Here is a 16,650-nt window from a genome sequence, read left to right on the forward strand (position 1 = left end):
GCCTCAGCCTCACCCCGGCCCCGGCCCCAGCCGGCCCGCCCCGGCCTCGCCCCGGTCCGGGCCCGGCTCGCCGCGCCCCCAGCCCCAGCCCCGCTTCCCGCGAGAGCCGCCGTCCCGCGTCACGACGTGGACCGCCCCTCCCGCGTGACGCGCGTCTCGGCTAGGGTGAGCATCAATAACCGACCGATCGGTCGGGACTCGTCCGAGCCCCCGAGACCAGGAGCACCCGTGACCGTCACCCTCCCCTCCCTCCCGGAGATCCTCCCCAGCTACGTCAACGGCGCCTGGTGGACGCCCGAGAACCCCTCCAAGGTCACCGTGGTGACGGACGCCAACACCGGCGAGCGTCTCACCGGCGTCTCCACCGACGGCCTCGACACCGCCGCGGCCATCGAGCACGCCCGCACCGTCGGCCAGAAGGCCCTCGGCGAGCTGACCATCCACGAGCGCGCCCTCAAGCTCAAGGAGCTGGCGCTCTACCTGAACTCCCGGATCCAGGAGCTCTACGACGTCTCCTTCGCCACCGGCGCCACCCAGCGCGACCACGCGTTCGACGTGGACGGCGGCATCGGCACCCTCTTCACCTTCTCCGGCAAGGGCCGCCGCGAGCTGCCGAACTCCAACGTCATCACCGACGGCCCCGTGGAGCCCCTCTCCCGCGACGGCTCCTTCATCGGCGAGCACATCTACCAGCGCATCCCCGGCGTGGCCGTGCAGATCAACGCGTTCAACTTCCCGGTGTGGGGCATGCTCGAGAAGTTCGCCCCGTCCTTCGTGGCGGGCGTGCCCACCGTGGTGAAGCCGGCGACCCCCACCGGCTACGTCACCCAGAAGTGCGTGGAGCTGATGCTCGAGTCGGGCGTGCTGCCCGAGGGCTCGCTGCAGCTGATCTCCGGCTCGGCCCGCGACCTGCTGGACCACCTGGACTACCGCGACCACGTCTCCTTCACCGGCTCGGCCGCCACCGCGCAGACCCTGCGCAAGCACCCGAACGTGCAGGAGGGCGGCGTCCGCTTCACCGCGGAGACCGACTCCCTCAACGCCGCCATCCTCGGCCCGGACGCGGACCCCGAGTCCCCGGAGTTCGAGGCGTTCGTGAAGGTCGTCGTCCAGGAGATGACCGTCAAGGCCGGCCAGAAGTGCACCGCCATCCGCCGCGTGATCGTCCCGCAGGACCGCATGGACGCCGTCGTGGAGGCGCTGTCCGCCCGCCTGGGCAAGGTCGTCCTGGGCGACCCGCGCGTCGAGGGCACCACCATGGGCGCCCTGGCCTCGAAGGAGCAGCAGAGCGAGGTCCGCGGCGCGGTGCAGCGCCTGGTCGACGCCGGCGGTCAGGTCCGCCTCGGCGGCCCCGAGGGCTCGACCGGCGACGCCGACGCCGAGTCCGGCGCGTTCTTCGCCCCCACCGTGCTCTCCTTCGACGACGCCCGCACCCCCGAGGTGCACGCCGTGGAGGCCTTCGGCCCGGTCACCTCGGTGGTCGGCTACACGGACGTCGAGGACGCCGTCGCCCTGGCCGCGCTGGGCTCCGGCTCGCTCGTGGCCACGGTGGCCACCAACGACGGCGAGACCGCCCGCGCGTTCGCCGCCGGCATCGGCGCCCACCACGGCCGCGTGCACTTCCTGAACCGCCAGACCGCCAAGACCACCACCGGCCACGGCGCCCCCGTGCCGGTGCTGGTGCACGGCGGCCCCGGTCGCGCCGGCGGCGGCGAGGAGCTCGGCGGCGTCCGCGCCGTGAAGCACTACATGCAGCGCACCGCCATCCAGGGCTCCCCGGACATCCTCACCGCCGTGACCGGCGTGTGGCACCAGGGCGCCGCGGCGCAGACCGTGACCCGCGAGGACGTGGACGCCGGCAAGGCGAAGCACCCGTTCTACAAGTCCCTCGAGGAGCTGCGGATCGGCGACCAGTTCGCCTCCGGCCTGCGCACCGTGACCCTGCAGGACATCACCGCCTTCGCGGAGGAGACCGGGGACAAGTTCTACGCGCACACGGACGAGGAGGCCGCCATGGCCAACCCGTTCTTCCCGCGCCGCGTGGCCCACGGCTACCTGCTCGTCTCCTGGGCCGCCGGCCTGTTCGTGGCCCCGGATCCGGGCCCGGTCCTGGCCAACTACGGCCTGGAGCGCCTGCGGTTCGTCACGCCCGTGACCTACGACGACTCCATCCGCGTCACCCTCACCGCGAAGAAGATCACCCCGCGTGTGACGGACGAGTACGGCGAGGTGGCGTGGGACTGCCGACTGCACAACCAGAACGACGAGCTGGTGGCGCAGTACGACGTGCTGACGCTCGTGGCCAAGACCTGGCCCATGGCGGAGCAGGACGAGGCCGCGCAGGCCTGATCGGCCGGGACCGGGCGTCGGCGTGAGCCGACCGCCCGGCAGCCCGACGCCGCGCTCGAGGGCCGGGGAGCACGTGCTCCCCGGCCCTCGGCGCGTCTCGACTCGGCCACGGACCGCCGCACCGGCGGTGACGCACGTCACCTGCCCGGCTACCGTGGATCCATGAACGCGACGACGCCCCTGACCCCGCGCCGGCCGGGCCGCCCGCGCCGCCCCGCCCTCGCCTTCGGCCTGCTCACGGCCGCCGCCCTCGCCCTGACCGCCTGCGGCGGAGGGGACGACGACGCCGCGCAGCCCTCCACGTCCCCGTCGCCGGCCGCGTCGAGCACCGGGGCGACGTCGTCGCCGTCGGGGGCGGCGTCGAGCTCGGGGGCCGCGTCGTCGTCCTCCGCGTCGAGCACGCCCACCGCGACCGCCCTGTCCCTGGACCTGCCCGAGGAGCTCTCCGGGGAGTCCGCCACGCGGCTGCGCGCGGTGGTGCAGGATGCCGCCGGGCCCGCGGCCGAGCTGGGCCAGACGTTCTCCTCCCCGCTGGAGCGCAAGGCCGCCCTGGAGGAGGACGCGGCGATTGTCGACGCCCTGGCGGAAGACGCCGGGGACGACGCCGGCCGGCGGGCCTGCGAGGACGCCACGCGCGCCGCCCGGGAGGCGGACCAGGCGTCCGGCGCCGCCCAGGCCGCCTGGTACGCGCAGCCGCAGACGGCGTCCACGACGGGCGGGTCCACGGACGGCACCGCCGCCTCGGGCCGGCCGGGGCTCCAGGTCGAGCCCCTCGGCGTCCAGGTGGCCGTCTACCCGGATGAGGCCACGGCCCGGTCGGTGGCCGAGGCCGCCCGTGACGCGGCGGAGGCGTGCGAGGGCCAGGAGATGTCCTCGATGGGGGTCTCCTCGGTCGAGCCGCTGACGGGCGCGCCGGGCGAGACCGCGTTCACGGTCGTGCCCGTGTCGGGCAGCATCATCTACGCGGTGTCCACGGTGGTCCAGGTCGGAGACCGGGTGTACGCGGTCTCCCAGGGCGAGGACGGCGCCGGCGTGCCCGAGGGCGCCGAGGAGCGCGCAGTGGCCCTCGTGGAGGACCTGGAGGCGGCGCTGGAGGGCTGAGGGCGCCCCGCAGGCTCCCGTTCCCCGCACGAAAACGTCCCGTAGGCTCCCGTTTCCCACACGAAAGCGGTGGGTGCGGGGGCGGGGGGCGGAGGCCGGAGCGGGGCGGCGGGTCAGCCGCGCAGGCCGCCGAGCACGACGCGGGTCACGGCGTCGACCATCTCGGTGACCGACTTGTGGCCCGGGGAGTCCGACTCGGGCCGGTACCAGTCGACGATCGAGTTGATCATGCCCAGCGCGAGGCGGGCGAGGTTCCGGGGGGTGATGTCCCCACGGACGGCGCCGGCCTCCTGGGCGGCGGCGATCATCTCGCCCAGGCGCCGGGTGATGGCGCGGCGGCGCTCCATGGCGGCCAGCTCCACCGCCGAGTTGCCGCGCAGGCGCAGCAGGAGGGTGACCTCGGGCATCTTCTCCACGAGCACGCGCAGGGTGCCGCGCACCGCCGCCTCGACCTGCTCGCCGGGGCCGGCGAAGTCGGCCATCACGCCGTCGAGGGAGGCCTCGAGGGCGTCCAGGGCGTCGTCGAGCGCCTGCTCGAGGATCGCCTCCTTGGACTCCACGTGGTGGTAGATCGCGGACTTGGAGATGCCCAGGTGCTGGGCCAGCATCCCCATGGACGTGGCCTCGTAGCCGTGCCGGTTGAACACGTCCACGCACACCGTCAGGAGCGTCTGCCGGTCGTAGCCGGGACGCCCGCGGCGCGGGGCGGTGCTGCTGTGGGGCACGGGGGACCTTCTTCGGGGGAGACGCCGACGGCGGCCGGACCGCTTCACTGTACCGGCCCGCCCGCCGTCGGGCTGAGGGGGGCGTCGGCGGGATCAGCCCTTGTCGCGCAGGTCGTAGATCCGCTTGAGCTTGCCGGAGGAGCGGGCCAGGGTCTCCGGCTCCACCACGTTGATCACGCACGAGGAGCCGATCTTCGTCTTGATCTCCATGCGCAGGTGCGCGGCGCAGGCCTGGGCCTCCTCGAGGGTCGCATGATCGCGGCGCTCGATGTTCACGGCCATCTGGTCCATGCGGTCCGGGCGGGTGATCTCGAGGGTGAAGTGCGGCGACAGGGCCGGCTCCTTGAGGGCCAGCTCCTCGATCTGCGACGGGAACAGGTTCACGCCGCGCAGGATGATCATGTCGTCCGACCGGCCCGTGATGCGGCCCATGCGGCGGTGGCCCGGGTGCGTGGTGCCCGGCAGCAGGCGGGTGAGGTCGTGGGTGCGGTACCGGATGATCGGCAGCGCCTGCTTGGTGAGCGAGGTGAAGACGAGCTCGCCGTGGCGGCCGGTCTCGAGGACCTCGTCCGTGAGCGGGTCGATGATCTCGGGGCGGAAGTGGTCCTCCCAGATGTGGGAGCCGTCCTTGGTGGCCGCGGACTCGCCGGCCACGCCCGGGCCCATGACCTCGGAGAGGCCGTAGATGTCCAGGGCGTCGAGGTCGAAGGTCTGCTCGATCTCGCGGCGCATCTCGTCGGTCCACGGCTCGGCGCCGAGGATCGCGACCTCGAGGGAGGACTCGCGGGGGTCCAGGCCGAGCTTCTTGAAGCCGTCCGCGATGGTCAGCAGGTAGGTGGGCGTGGAGAGGATGGCGCGCGGCTGGAAGTCGGTGATCAGCTGCACCTGCTTCTCCGTCTGCCCGCCGGACATCGGGATCACAGCCGCCCCGATGCGCTCGGCGCCGTAGTGGGCGCCGAGGCCGCCGGTGAAGAGGCCGTAGCCGTACGCGTTGTGCACGCGGTCACCGGGGCGGATGCCGCCGGCGCGGAAGCAGCGGGCGACGAGGGTGGCCCACGTGGCCAGGTCATCGTCGGTGTAGCCGACCACGGTGGGCTGGCCGGTGGTGCCGGAGGAGGCGTGGATGCGGCGCAGCTCGGGGCCCTGGGCGGCGAAGGCGCCGAACGGGTAGTTCTTCCGCAGGAACTCCTTGTCCGTGTACGGGAACTTGGCGAGGTCCTCGAGCGCCTTGAAGTCGGAGGGGTGCACGCCGTGGGCGTCGAAGTGCTCGGTGTAGGCGGGCACGTTCTCGTAGGCGTGGTGCAGGGACCAGCGGAGGCGCTCGAACTGGAGCGCCTCGATCTGGTCCCGGCTCATCGTCTCCTCGGGGTCCTGCGCCCCGCGGTCTGCAGGGGCGGGCAGGGGTGCCGGCGTGTACGGGTTGGGGATCGAGGCCTCGAGCATGGCGTCCTCCTGGGTGTTTGGGCGGTGGGGCGGCGGTCGACGACGGCGGCGCACCGGCGGGTGCGCCCCTCGGTCAGCGTCCGGGGGCGGGGATGGTGCGGGAGCGGCCGCGGAAGGCGGCCACCGGTGTGCCGTCGTCGGTGGTGACGGTGATGTCGTAGACGGCCGAGCGGCCGGCGGCGGCGACCAGGCGGCCCTCCGCGACGAGGGTCTGCCCGGCGCGGGTGCCGGCCAGGAAGTTCACGTCGACGCCGGAGGCGACGGTGATGGTGGAGCCGTCCCCGCCAGGGTCGTTGCAGGTCAGGGCGAAGCAGGAGTCCGCGAAGGCGAACACCGCGCCGCCGTGGGCCATGCCGAAGCCGTTGTGGTGGTCCTCGGTCAGGGTCATCCGGATGCGGGCGTGGCCCTTCTCCGCGACCTCGAGGGTGACGCCGAGCCACTGCGCGACGCGGTCCGCCGCGAACTGGGGGTGGTGGGGGGTCTCGGCCATGGTCCTCTCCCGGGGTGGGGCGCGGAGCGCGCGCGGGGGCGCGCGTCCAATTACTGAACGATCATTAGGTAACTCCGTCGATGTGACCTGCGTCAAGTCGGACCGGCGCGCCGCCCACCTCGTGACACCGGATGACGACGGCGGGCGCGGACCGGTGCGGCCTTGCCGTGTCCGGCGTCACGCCTAGGGTGTGGCCATGGTCAGCATCGCGCCCGACGGCACGCTCGTCTCCCTCAGCCCCTCGGACATCACGGCCGCCGCCACGTGCACCTACGGGTGGCTGCGCATGAAGGTGGATCCGGCGCTGGGGCGGGCGCCGCGGCTCGCCGTCGAGGACCCCATGCTGAAGCGCGTGTCCGGGCTCGGCGACGCCCACGAGGAGCGCGCCCTCAGGGGCCTGGTGGCCGAGCATGGCGAGGAGCAGGTGGTGCGGCTGGAACGGCCGAGCCCGTACACCGCGGCCACCGTGGCGGCCGCGGGCGAGCGGACCGCGGAGGCGCTGGCGGGGCGGCCCGCCGTCGTCTTCCAGGCGATGCTGCACGACGGCGCGTTCGGCGGCCTCGCCGACTTCCTGGTGCTGCGCCGGGACGAGGAGCACCCCGAGGGCGCCTACGAGGTGGTGGACACCAAGCTGGCCCGGCACGCCCGCGTGACGGCGCTGCTGCAGGTCGCCGCCTACGCGGACCTGCTGGACGGGATGGGCGTGCCGCGCACCCGGCACGGCAGCCTCTGGCTGGGCGACGGCACCCGGCACCGGGCGGACCTCGCCGAGGTCATCCCGGTGTATCGGCACCAGCGGGCCCGGCTGGAGCGCCTGCTGCGGGCACACGTGGCCTCCGGGGAGCCCGCCCGCTGGGGCGACGACGCCCTGGCGGTCTGCGGGGCGTGCGAGGCCTGCGCGGAGGCGGTGGAGGCGCACCGGGACGTGCTGCTCACCGCCGGGGCCACCCGCCTGCAGCGCACGCGGCTGCGGGAGGCCGGGATCGAGACCATCGAGCAGCTGGCGGACTCCGCCGCGGCCCCCGCGGGGATGCCGGAGCGCACGTGGCGGGCGCTGCGGGACCAGGCCGCGGCCCAGCTGGCGCCCCGGCGGCCGGACGGGACCCCGCCGTTCACCATCGTGGACCCGGTGCCGATCCTCGGGCTGCCCGAGCCCAGCGAGGGGGACGTGTTCTTCGACTTCGAGGGCGACCCGCTGTGGACCGCCCCCTCCGGTGAGATGGAGGGGCTGGAGTACCTGTGGGGCTGGGTGGAGGCCCCGGGCGGGGACACCGCCGGCACGGCCTTCGGGGACTTCCGGTTCACGGGGCTGTGGGCGGACACCCGCGGCGAGGAGCGGGCGGCGCTCGAGCAGTTCGTGGCGTTCGTGGAGGCGCGGCGCGCGGCCCACCCGGGGATGCGGATCTACCACTACGCCGCGTACGAGGTCACCGCGCTGAAACGCCTGACCGTGCGCCACGGCGTGGGCGAGCGCGAGCTGGACGACTGGCTGCGCGCGGGGTTGTTCGTGGACCTCTACTCCACGGTCCGCGCCGCCCTGCGGGCCGGTGTGCCGAGCTACTCCATCAAGAAGCTGGAGCCCCTCTACATGGGGGCGGAGCACCGGGCGGAGGACGGCGTCACGACGGCGGCGGACAGCGTCACCGAGTACCACCGGTACGTCGCCGCGATGGAGGCCGGGGACACCGAGGTCGCGAGGGCGATCCGCGCCGACATCGAGGACTACAACCGGTACGACTGCGTCTCCACGGCGCGGCTGCGGGACTGGCTGCTGGCGCAGGTCGAGCCCGAGGAGGCCGCCGTCGCGGACCGTCCCGTCGACGACGCCGCGACCGGGGACGAACCGCTGGTCGAGGCCGCGCCGTCGCTCCAGGAGCAGGACGCGGCCCTCGCCGCCTCGCTGCAGGCGCTGGCGGGCGTCGAGAGGGGCGAGGCGGGCGGGACGGGGGCCCCGGAGGCGGAGCTCGACGGCGGGCGGCGCGGCATCGCCCTGCTGGCCGCGGGCCTGGGCTACTTCGCGAGGGAGAACAAGCCGCTGTGGTGGGCCATGTTCGATCGGGCGGTGTCCGCCCCGGACGAGTGGCAGGAGCCGCGCGCGAACCTGGTGTTCGACACCGTCGAGTCGGTGGGCGCATGGGAACGTCCCACCCCGAGGAGCAACCCCGCCCGGACGCTGACCGTGACCGGGCGCCTCGAGCCGGGCACCGAGGTCCGGCCGCGTCGGAACAGCCAGGAGAGGTTCAAGCTCAATGCCCTGTACGAGCAGCCGCCGCGCGGGGCGGAGCTGGCCCCCAACGCCGTCCGCTGGCAGAGCCGATCGCCCGTGGACGTGACCGAGGTGGAGGAGATCGCACCGGGCCGGTTCCGCGTCAGCCTGCTGCAGCGCCTCAGCGCCAAGTACGAGCCGGAACCGCACGCGGAGGTGCCCATGGCGGTGTTCCACCTCAACTATGTCCGGCCCGGTGGCCTCCTCGAACGCATCCGGGAGCAGGCCGCCGAGGCCGCCCGCCGCGGCCGGCTGCCGGAAGGAGCGGTGTTCGACATCCTGGCGCGCCGTGCCCCGCGCACCACGGGCCGGACCCTCGCCGCGATCGGGGCGGACGTACGAGACGGCCGGCGGGACGGCGTCGGCGGCCTGGTCGAGGCGGTCGAGTCCGCACGCGGCTCCTACGTGGCCGTGCAGGGCCCTCCCGGCACCGGCAAGACGTACGTGGGCAGCCGCGCGGTGAAGGAACTCCTGGACCGGGGCTGGACGGTCGGTGTCACGGCCCAGTCCCACGCGGTGGTGGAGAACTTCCTCGACCAGCTGATCGGCGTCGGTGTGGACCCCGACCGCGTGGGCAAGGAGCCCAAGGACCCGGACGGACTGCACCGCTGGACGTCCCTGGGCTCCTCGGAGGTCCATGCCTTCCTGGCACCGGGCCGGGTCCTGGGCGGCACCGCGTGGACCTTCGCGAACGCCGCGGCCCAGCCGGTCGACCTCCTGGTGGTGGACGAGGCCGGGCAGCTCTCCCTCGCGCACCTCCTGGGCGCGAGCGCCCTGGCCGAGACGGTGCTGCTGCTGGGTGACCCGCAGCAGCTCCCCCAGGTCAGCAGGGGCGAGCACCCCCAGCCCATCGGCGACGCGGCCCTGACCTGGATCGCGGAGGGCGCCCCCGTGCTCCGCGCCGACCGCGGCTTCTTCCTGGACACCTCGTGGCGCATGCACTCGGCGCTCACCCGCGCGGTCTCCGAGCTCTCCTACGCCGGCCGGCTCGGCGCGCGGGAGGAGGTCACGGACGCCCGCCGGCTCGACGGTGTGGAGCCCGGGCTGCACCCCTGGCCGGTCTCCCACACGGGCAACGCGGTGTCCTCGCCCGAGGAGGCCGCGGCCGTCGTCGAGATCATCCAGTCACTGCTCGGCCGCACCTGGTCCACCGGCCCGGACGACCCCGGCCGGCCGCTCGAGCCGTCCGACGTGATCGTGGTGGCCCCGTACAACGCGCAGGTCGCCACGGTCCGGGAGGCGCTCGACGCCGCCGGCCTCGAGGGCACCGCCGTCGGCACCGTGGACAAGTTCCAGGGCCGGGAGGCCGCCGTCGCGATCCTGACGATGGCCGCGTCCTCACCACAGGAGGTGCCGCGCGGGCTGGACTTCCTCCTGAACCGGAACCGGCTCAACGTGTCCATCTCGCGCGGACAGTGGGCCGCCTACCTCGTCCACTCCCCCGCCCTCGCGGACGCGCTGCCCACCGGGCCCGAGGACCTGCCGATGATCGGCGCGTTCCTGCGGCTCGTGCACCGCTGACTCAGTCGGCGGCGCCCTGGCGCAGCAGGAACCGCTGCAGCTTGCCGGAGGGGGTCTTGGGCAGCCGGTCCACGAAGTGCACCCGGCGCGGGTAGGCGTGCTTGGAGTACTCGTCGCGGACCTTCGCCTGCAGCTCGGCCGCCAGGGCGTCCGGGTCCACGACGGCCCCGGCGGGCACCACGAACGCCACGACCTCCTCGCCCCGCACCCCCTCCGGGTCCGGCAGGCCGACGACGGCGACCTCCTGCACCCGCGGGTGGTCGATGAGCACGGACTCCACGTCGAACGGGCCGATCCGGTACCCGGCGGCGAGGATCACGTCGTCGTCCCGGGAGGAGAAGAAGAACCAGCCGTCGTCGTCCTGCCGGGCGGTGTCCCCGGTCAGGTACCAGCGCCCGTCCGGGGTGAAGCGCTCCGCGGTCTTCTCCGGCTCCCCGAGGTAGCCGGGGAACCAGAACAGGGGCGAGGCCGCGTCGATCGCGATCTGCCCGTCCCGGATCTGGGCGGCGATCCCCGGCAGGGGCACACCCATCGAACCCGGGCGGGGCGGCGCGGCCAGCTCGGGGTGCGCGAGGGTGCAGATGACCATGCCCAGCTCGGTCTGGCCGTAGTGGTCGCGGATCTCCGTGCCGAGGGCCGACCGGCCCCACTCGAGCACGGACGGCGGCAGCGGCTCCCCCGCCGTGGACACGCGCCGCAGCCGCAGCGGGGCGTCCTCGGTGACCTCCCCGGCCTTGGCCAGCGCACGGAACATCGTGGGGGCGCCGGCGAGGTTCGTGACGCCCTGCGAGCGGATCACCTCGACCATGGTCGCCGGGGAGAACGCGCCGCGGTACTGCACCGAGGTCGCCCCGAGCACCAGCGTGCCGACGATCCCGTAGTACAGCCCGTACGCCCAGCCGTGGTCGGCCGCGTTCCAGAACAGGTCCTCGGGGCGCAGGTCCACCGCGCACGTGAGGTAGACGGCGAACGCGGCGGCCGCGCGCAGCGGCACGGGCACCCCCTTGGGGCGGCCGGTGGTGCCGGAGGTGAACAGCAGGGCGATCGGCGCGTCCCCGCCGACGGCGACGTCCTCGGCCAGCGGCGCGGAGTCCGCGAGCGCGTCCCACTCCGCGCCGGTGCGGATGATCTCGATGCCGGGGATGTCCGTGAGCTTCTCGGCCTGACGGGGCTCGGCGACGACGAGCCGCGCCGCCGCGCCCTCGATGCGCATCCGCGCGGCGCCCGCGGCGAACGCGGTGAACAGCGGCACGTGCACGGCGCCGAGCCGCCACAGGGCCAGCAGCGTGATGACGAGCTCCTCCCGTTTGGACATCATCACGGGGACCCGGTCGCCGCGCGTGACGCCGCGGGCGGCGAGACCGGTGGCGAGGCGGCGGGAGCGGTCGGCCAGCTCGCCGAAGGTGAGGTCGACGGCGGACATGTCCTCCGCCACGAACCGGAACGCCACGGCGTCGGCCGGCCAGCGGTCGCAGAGCAGGTGGGCGGCGCAGGCGTCCGGGGTCTCGACGTCGGCGACCCACCCGGCCATCAGCCGGTCGATCGTCCCGGCCTCGTGGGCCTGCCCGGTCCGTTCCGTCATCTCGGTCTCCTCATCCCTCTCGGCATGCCGACGCCGGGCGACGGCGACGTCAGCCACGGTAGGTCCACCGCGCCCCGGGCCACCGGACGCGTCCGCATGTTGCACTCGCCACCCCGTCGCGGCGGAGGGCAGGATGGCGCCATGACCGAGCTCGATCCCGCCACCCCTCGCCCCTCCGGGACGCGCGCGGACGCCCCGCCCCGGACCGACGTCGCGCTGCGCCCGGTGGCCGCCGACGACGCCGACTTCCTGTGGACCTGGATCCACGGCGCCGAGGACCCCGAGTGGAAGTGGTGGGACGCCCCCTACTTCCACGCCGCGGACACGGCCGCCCCGCCGAGCCGCGTGGACTTCGACGCCGACCACGCGCGCCGGCGCGTCGGCGACCCTGACGTCCGGGTCGTCACGGTGGACGGCACCCCCGTCGGTCTCGTGACCCGCACGGAGCAGCATCCGGCGGGCTCGGGCTGGTGGGAGCTCGGCATCCTGCTGTTCGACCCGACCACGTGGGGACGCGGCGTCGGGCGGGCGGCGCTCACGCTGTGGTCGGACGCGTCGTTCGCGGAGACGGACGCGCACCTGCTGAGCCTGGTCACGTGGTCCGGCAACGCGCGGATGATCGCGTCGGCGGTCCGCGTCGGGTACACCGAGGTCGCCCGCATCCCCGAGGCCCGCTCCTGGGAGGGCCGGCGATGGGACTCGGTCCGTCTCGCCCTGCTACGCCGGGACTGGGACTCCGCCCGCGCCTCAGTCTGAGCCGGGGCGGGCTGCCCTGTCCGGCTCACCCGGACCGGCGAGCCCACCGGGGTAATCGGGGCCGCCCTGCCCTCTCGGAGCACCCGGTCCCTCCAGGATGCGGCGCAGCTCCGGGCCGGCGTCGACCACGCGGACGTCGTCGCCCGTGGCCACGCCGTTCCGCTCGAAGGCGGTGAGGACGGCGTGGATGACGGCGTCCATGGCCTCCTTCGTCTCCATCTGCCGCGCGCCGGACCAGAACCGCAGGTCCATGCCCACCGTGCTCACGCCCACGGAGGCGAGCAGCGCCTGCGGCGCTGGGTCCCGGAGCACCTGGGGCAGCTCTGACATCGCCCGCACGGCGATCTCCCGGGTCCGCGCCAGGTCGTTCCCCGTCTCGACGTCGACCCGCAGGGAGGAGCGCACGGCACTGAAGCCGGTCTGCACGGTCACGGCCTGGGAGTGCAGCATCTGGTTCGGGATCAGCACGAGGCGCCCGTCGAAGGTCTTGACGGCGGTCGAGGACAGCCCCATCTCCACGACGTTGCCGGCGTGCTCGCCGACCTGGATCTGGTCGCCCACCCGGAAGCGGTCCCGCGCGAGGATCACCATGCCCGCGAACATGTTGCCGAGCACGGTCTGGAACGCGATGCCGGCCGCGATCGAGATGACGCCGATGCCCCCGAGGAGGTCCACCGGCTTCACGCTGGGGAACACGACGGTCACCGCGGCGCCCAGGGACAGCACCGTGACGCCGACGGCCACGAGCTTGCCGAAGACCCGCGCGGAACTGGGGCTGCGGCCCCGGCGCGCGAACAGCCAGGCGACACCGGCCCCGAGCAGTCGCCCCAGGAGCCAGCCGACGACGGCGACGGCCAGCCCCACGGCGACGGCGAGCGGTGTGATCTGTGGCAGGTCCATCAGTCGTCCTCCGTCCGGCGGGCGACCAGCGCCCGTGTGCGGTCCAGCGCCGGCCGGTGCTCCGGCAGAGCGACGGCGTCCAGTTCCCCGAGCAGCTGCTCGAGGGCCCGCGGCACCTGCAGGGTGTCCGCCCCGTAGTGCGCGACCTCCTCCACGGCCAGCCGCAGCAGGTCCTCCACCGTGTCGCTCCGCAGGGCGACGCGCGGCGCCCCGTCCTCGTCCGCCACGTGCCGGGGCGCGTCGCGGCGGGTGACCGCCCGCCCGAGGATCACGCGCAGCTCGGCGAGGACCTGCGTGGCCGTCGTCGGGTCGTTGATGCCCGGGGAGAGCGCGCGCTCCGCGACGTCCACGAGCTGCCGCACCCCGAAGGCCGGGTCCTGCGGCAGGCTGCGCTGGGAACCGAGCGCCAGGGCCTTCTCCACGCCCTCGTCCGCGTCCTCGGCGGTGTCGCCCCATACCCGGGCCAAGGCGGTGCCGGGGGCGACGAAGTCCCCCGGACCCACCAGGAGCTCCACGTGGAGGTCGTGCTCGCGTGCCAGGGCGGCGAGCCGACGCTCGTCCACCTCGACGACGTGCCCGTGCCGGTCGCCCGCCCGCACGGTCCGCTCCGGGCCCGACGGCGCCCACGTCCCCCGCTCCGGGGCGTCGTCGGCCTCGGGGAAGTGCTCCTCCACCGCTCGGCACGTGGCCTCGCCGATGCGGCTGACGACGTCGGACACCTGGATCAGGGACATGATCGTGCGGATGAACGCGAGGAACAGCGCGAACGCGGTCAGCACCAGGACGTAGGCCAGGGAGACGGACAGCTGGGGCACGAAGACCTCCCCGCCGCCGGACGCGCCGCGCACCTCCCGCAGCACGGTCAGGGAGTAGACGAAGGAGGCGACGAACGCCCCGAGCGTCCACTGCGTGATCCGCGTGGAGAGGAAGTCCTGGAGGATGCGGGGGCTGAACTGGCTGCTCGCCAGCTGCATCACGACCATGGTGATGGAGAAGACGAGGCCCGTCACCGAGATCATCGCGCTCGCGATGGTGCCCAGCACGCTGCGCGCCCCGTCCGGTCCGCCCGGGAAGGCCACGCCGATCTGGTGGCGCAGGCCCGCGTCCACGAGCGGCAGGGTCAGGCCCACGACGACGGCGGCCAGGCTCACGAGCGCCGGGATCACCCAGAACGGGCGGAACAGCCTCCGCAGGGGCGACATGTGCCGGATGCTGTGCGGCCGCTCGACCACGGTGACGAGGGCGGGGGCGGTGCTCATGGGGGACAGTCAAGCAGGATCGGCGCGGTCGCGCCCGCCCAGTCCGGACTCGGACGGCCCGCCCCGAGCGGCGGCGCTGGCCGTGTCCGCCGCGCGCACAGCAGACTGGCCCGATGCTCCTCCCCTCCCTCGACGAGTTCCTGCGCATCCTGATCGTCACCCCGCTGGCCTACGTGGCCGTCGTCGTGCTCCTGCGGGTCAGCGGGAAGCGCTCCCTGGCCAAGCTCAACGCCTTCGACATGATCGTCACGGTGGCCCTCGGCTCGGTGCTGGCCAGCACCGTCACCGCCTCGGGGACGGCGCTCGTGGCCGGGCTCACCGGCTTCGCAGTGCTCCTGCTGCTGCAGGTGATCGTCTCCTGGCTGACCTCCCGGCGGCGAGTGCAGACCTCGCTCGTCCGCTCGGAGCCCACCCTCCTGGTGCGGCACGGGCGACTCCTGACCGATGCCGTGGCCGAGGGCCGGCTCACGGAGGACGAGGTGCGCCAGGCCGTGCGTTCCCAGGGCATCGGCGGGCTCGACCAGGTGGCGGCGGTCTGCCTCGAGTCGGACGGCACCCTGTCGGTGATCCCGACCTCCTCCCTGGGCGACGAGTCCGCCCTCGCCGATGTCGGTGCGTGGTGATCAAGGGTCCCGCCGCCGAACGGCGTCCACCCGCGGTGCCAGAATGGAGCCATGACCACGCAGCCCGCAGGCCCCTCCCCCGCGTCCACTGACCACCGCCGCTCCCTGGCCGACTCCGGCGCGGCCCTCGGCCCGCTGGACGGCCGGTACCGCGCCGCCGTCGCGCCGCTCGTGGAGCACCTCTCCGAGGCGGCGCTGAACCGCAACCGCATCCACGTGGAGGTGGAGTGGTTCATCCATCTCGCCGAGCACGCCGTGCTGCCGGGCCTGACGCCCCTCACGGACGAGCAGAAGGCCGGCCTTCGGGCCATCGTCACGGATTTCGACGCCGACTCCGTCGCCGAGCTGGCGGCCACCGAGAAGGTCACGGTGCACGACGTGAAGGCCGTCGAGTACTTCATCGCCGACCGCCTCGAGGGGCTGGGCCTGGGCCGGCTGAAGCCGCTCGTGCACTTCGCGTGCACCTCCGAGGACATCAACAACCTCGCCTACGCGGTGGGTGTGCGCGACGCCGTCGAGCAGGTCTGGCTGCCGGCCGCCCGCGCCGCCGTGGCCACCGTCTCCGCGATGGCCGCCGAAGCCGCCGAGACCCCCATGCTCTCCCGCACGCACGGCCAGCCGGCCACGCCCACCACGCTGGGCAAGGAGATGTCCGTGTTCGTGCACCGTCTCACGCGTCAGACCCGGCGCATCGCCGCCCAGGAGTACCTGGGCAAGATCAACGGCGCCACCGGCACCTACGCCGCCCACCTCGCCGCCGCCCCGGACGCGGACTGGCCGGCCCTCTCCCGGTCCTTCGTGGAGCACCTCGGCCTCACCTGGAACCCGCTGACCACCCAGATCGAGTCCCACGACTGGCAGGCGGAGCTGTACGCCGACGTCGCGCGCTTCAACCGGATCCTCCACGGCTTCTGCGTGGACGTGTGGAGCTACATCTCCATCGGCTACTTCACGCAGATCCCCGTGGCCGGCGCGACCGGCTCCTCCACGATGCCGCACAAGGTGAACCCCATCCGCTTCGAGAACGCCGAGGCCAACCTCGAGCTCTCGTGCGCCCTGCTCGACTCGCTGGGCGCCACCCTCGTGGAGTCCCGTTGGCAGCGCGACCTCACGGACTCGACGTCGCAGCGCAACATCGGCGTGGCCCTCGGCCACTCGGTGCTCGCCCTCACCAACGTCACCAAGGGCATGGGCCAGCTCCAGGTGGCCGAGCCGGTGCTGGCCGAGGACCTCGACACGAACTGGGAGGTCCTCGGCGAGGCGATCCAGACCGTCATGCGCGCCGAGGCGATCGCCGGCGTGCCGGGCATGGACAACCCCTACGAGCGCCTCAAGGAGCTCACCCGCGGCCACCGCGTGGACGGGGCGCGCATGCGCGAGTTCGTGCGCGGGCTCGGCCTGTCCGACGGCGCCCAGGCGCGCCTGCTCGAGCTCACCCCGGCCGGCTACACGGGCGTGGCCGCGGACCTGGCCCGCGAGTTCGGGCCGGCGGCCTCGGGCCGCTGACCGGACGGGCCGCAGGCCGGCCTGCCCAGGGCGGCCCGGACGCGGCCTGGGCGTCAGCCCCCGGCGGGCTCGGACGCCCAGGCCACGATCCGAGGACAGGATGGTCACGACCTGAGCACACCTCTGGTG

The 16,650-nt window shown here is 74.0% G+C and carries 12 protein-coding genes; 6 read left to right on the forward strand and 6 right to left on the reverse strand.

The features are described 5' to 3' along the window. The first annotated feature begins 228 nt into the window (after positions 1–228). Entirely contained in the window at positions 229–2,349 is a 2,121-nt protein-coding gene (gene paaZ, locus NWP10_RS05605; RefSeq protein ID WP_258300169.1) for a phenylacetic acid degradation bifunctional protein PaaZ, read from the forward strand. Positions 2,350–2,511: 162 nt separating this feature from the next. Beyond that, positions 2,512–3,450 (forward strand): hypothetical protein, encoded by a 939-nt coding sequence (locus NWP10_RS05610; RefSeq protein WP_258300170.1) that lies wholly within the window; start codon positions 2,512–2,514, stop codon positions 3,448–3,450. A 113-nt stretch (positions 3,451–3,563) separates the two neighbouring features. Here NWP10_RS05610 and NWP10_RS05615 read toward each other — a convergent pair whose 3' ends face one another. The 3 genes from NWP10_RS05615 to NWP10_RS05625 form a co-directional block, all read right to left on the reverse strand. Beyond that, the gene (locus tag NWP10_RS05615) at positions 3,564–4,175 is read right to left on the reverse strand and encodes a TetR/AcrR family transcriptional regulator (RefSeq protein WP_158493980.1); all 612 of its coding nucleotides are present in this window, start codon (positions 4,173–4,175) and stop codon (positions 3,564–3,566) included. Between the two features lie 93 nt (positions 4,176–4,268). After that, positions 4,269–5,618 (reverse strand): phenylacetate--CoA ligase family protein, encoded by a 1,350-nt coding sequence (locus tag NWP10_RS05620; protein WP_158493979.1) that lies wholly within the window; start codon positions 5,616–5,618, stop codon positions 4,269–4,271. A 73-nt stretch (positions 5,619–5,691) separates the two neighbouring features. Continuing rightward, positions 5,692–6,108 carry a PaaI family thioesterase gene (locus NWP10_RS05625; protein WP_258300171.1) on the reverse strand — a complete coding sequence of 139 codons (417 nt, stop codon included), beginning with the start codon at positions 6,106–6,108 and terminating at the stop codon, positions 5,692–5,694. A gap of 196 nt (positions 6,109–6,304) precedes the next feature. On the opposite strand from NWP10_RS05625, the gene NWP10_RS05630 reads away from it, so the two are divergent. Then, positions 6,305–9,895: a bifunctional RecB family nuclease/DEAD/DEAH box helicase gene (locus NWP10_RS05630; protein ID WP_258300172.1), complete on the forward strand. Its 3,591-nt coding sequence runs from the start codon at positions 6,305–6,307 to the stop codon at positions 9,893–9,895. 1 nt (position 9,896) lies between these two features. Here the strand turns inward: NWP10_RS05630 and NWP10_RS05635 are convergent, their stop codons facing one another. Next, on the reverse strand, positions 9,897–11,477 hold the full coding sequence (locus NWP10_RS05635; RefSeq protein WP_258300173.1) for an AMP-binding protein: 1,581 nt from the start codon (positions 11,475–11,477) through the stop codon (positions 9,897–9,899). 141 nt (positions 11,478–11,618) lie between these two features. Here NWP10_RS05635 and NWP10_RS05640 point away from each other — a divergent pair, with 141 nt between their 5' ends. After that, positions 11,619–12,233, forward strand: coding sequence for a GNAT family N-acetyltransferase (locus NWP10_RS05640; protein ID WP_258300174.1), 615 nt, complete (start codon positions 11,619–11,621; stop codon positions 12,231–12,233). Here NWP10_RS05640 and NWP10_RS05645 read toward each other — a convergent pair. Together NWP10_RS05645 and NWP10_RS05650 are read right to left on the reverse strand one after the other, a co-directional pair. After that, entirely contained in the window at positions 12,225–13,133 is a 909-nt protein-coding gene (locus NWP10_RS05645) for a mechanosensitive ion channel family protein (RefSeq protein ID WP_258300175.1), read from the reverse strand. The two genes, NWP10_RS05640 and NWP10_RS05645, sit on opposite strands and share 9 nt — an antisense overlap. Continuing rightward, a complete protein-coding gene (locus tag NWP10_RS05650) occupies positions 13,133–14,392 on the reverse strand; it encodes a DUF2254 domain-containing protein (protein ID WP_184173387.1) in 1,260 nt (419 codons plus the stop codon). Before NWP10_RS05650 ends, NWP10_RS05645 begins: the two co-directional genes overlap by 1 nt. Before the next feature lie 113 nt (positions 14,393–14,505). Between NWP10_RS05650 and NWP10_RS05655 the strand changes: the two genes are divergently transcribed. Further along, positions 14,506–15,015 (forward strand): DUF421 domain-containing protein, encoded by a 510-nt coding sequence (locus tag NWP10_RS05655; RefSeq protein WP_258300176.1) that lies wholly within the window; start codon positions 14,506–14,508, stop codon positions 15,013–15,015. 51 nt (positions 15,016–15,066) lie between these two features. Next, positions 15,067–16,521 (forward strand): adenylosuccinate lyase, encoded by a 1,455-nt coding sequence (gene purB / locus NWP10_RS05660; RefSeq protein WP_258300177.1) that lies wholly within the window; start codon positions 15,067–15,069, stop codon positions 16,519–16,521. The last annotated feature ends 129 nt before the right edge of the window (positions 16,522–16,650 follow it).

It is taken from the genome of Micrococcus sp. HG099 (genome assembly GCF_024723355.1).
In the GTDB taxonomy this organism is placed as follows: Bacteria; Actinomycetota; Actinomycetes; order Actinomycetales; family Micrococcaceae; genus Micrococcus; species Micrococcus endophyticus.

Bases quoted from the DNA above. Each gene is read 5' to 3' on its own strand.
- purB (WP_258300177.1), top strand. From the start codon at position 15,067: ATGACCACGCAGCCCGCAGGCCCCTCCCCCGCGTCCACTGACCACCGC.
- NWP10_RS05610 (WP_258300170.1), top strand. From the start codon at position 2,512: ATGAACGCGACGACGCCCCTGACCCCGCGCCGGCCGGGCCGCCCGCGC.
- NWP10_RS05655 (WP_258300176.1), top strand. From the start codon at position 14,506: ATGCTCCTCCCCTCCCTCGACGAGTTCCTGCGCATCCTGATCGTCACC.
- NWP10_RS05620 (WP_158493979.1), bottom strand. From the start codon at position 5,618: ATGCTCGAGGCCTCGATCCCCAACCCGTACACGCCGGCACCCCTGCCC.
- NWP10_RS05625 (WP_258300171.1), bottom strand. From the start codon at position 6,108: ATGGCCGAGACCCCCCACCACCCCCAGTTCGCGGCGGACCGCGTCGCG.
- NWP10_RS05635 (WP_258300173.1), bottom strand. From the start codon at position 11,477: ATGACGGAACGGACCGGGCAGGCCCACGAGGCCGGGACGATCGACCGG.
- NWP10_RS05645 (WP_258300175.1), bottom strand. From the start codon at position 13,133: ATGGACCTGCCACAGATCACACCGCTCGCCGTCGCCGTGGGGCTGGCC.
- NWP10_RS05640 (WP_258300174.1), top strand. From the start codon at position 11,619: ATGACCGAGCTCGATCCCGCCACCCCTCGCCCCTCCGGGACGCGCGCG.
- NWP10_RS05650 (WP_184173387.1), bottom strand. From the start codon at position 14,392: ATGAGCACCGCCCCCGCCCTCGTCACCGTGGTCGAGCGGCCGCACAGC.
- NWP10_RS05630 (WP_258300172.1), top strand. From the start codon at position 6,305: ATGGTCAGCATCGCGCCCGACGGCACGCTCGTCTCCCTCAGCCCCTCG.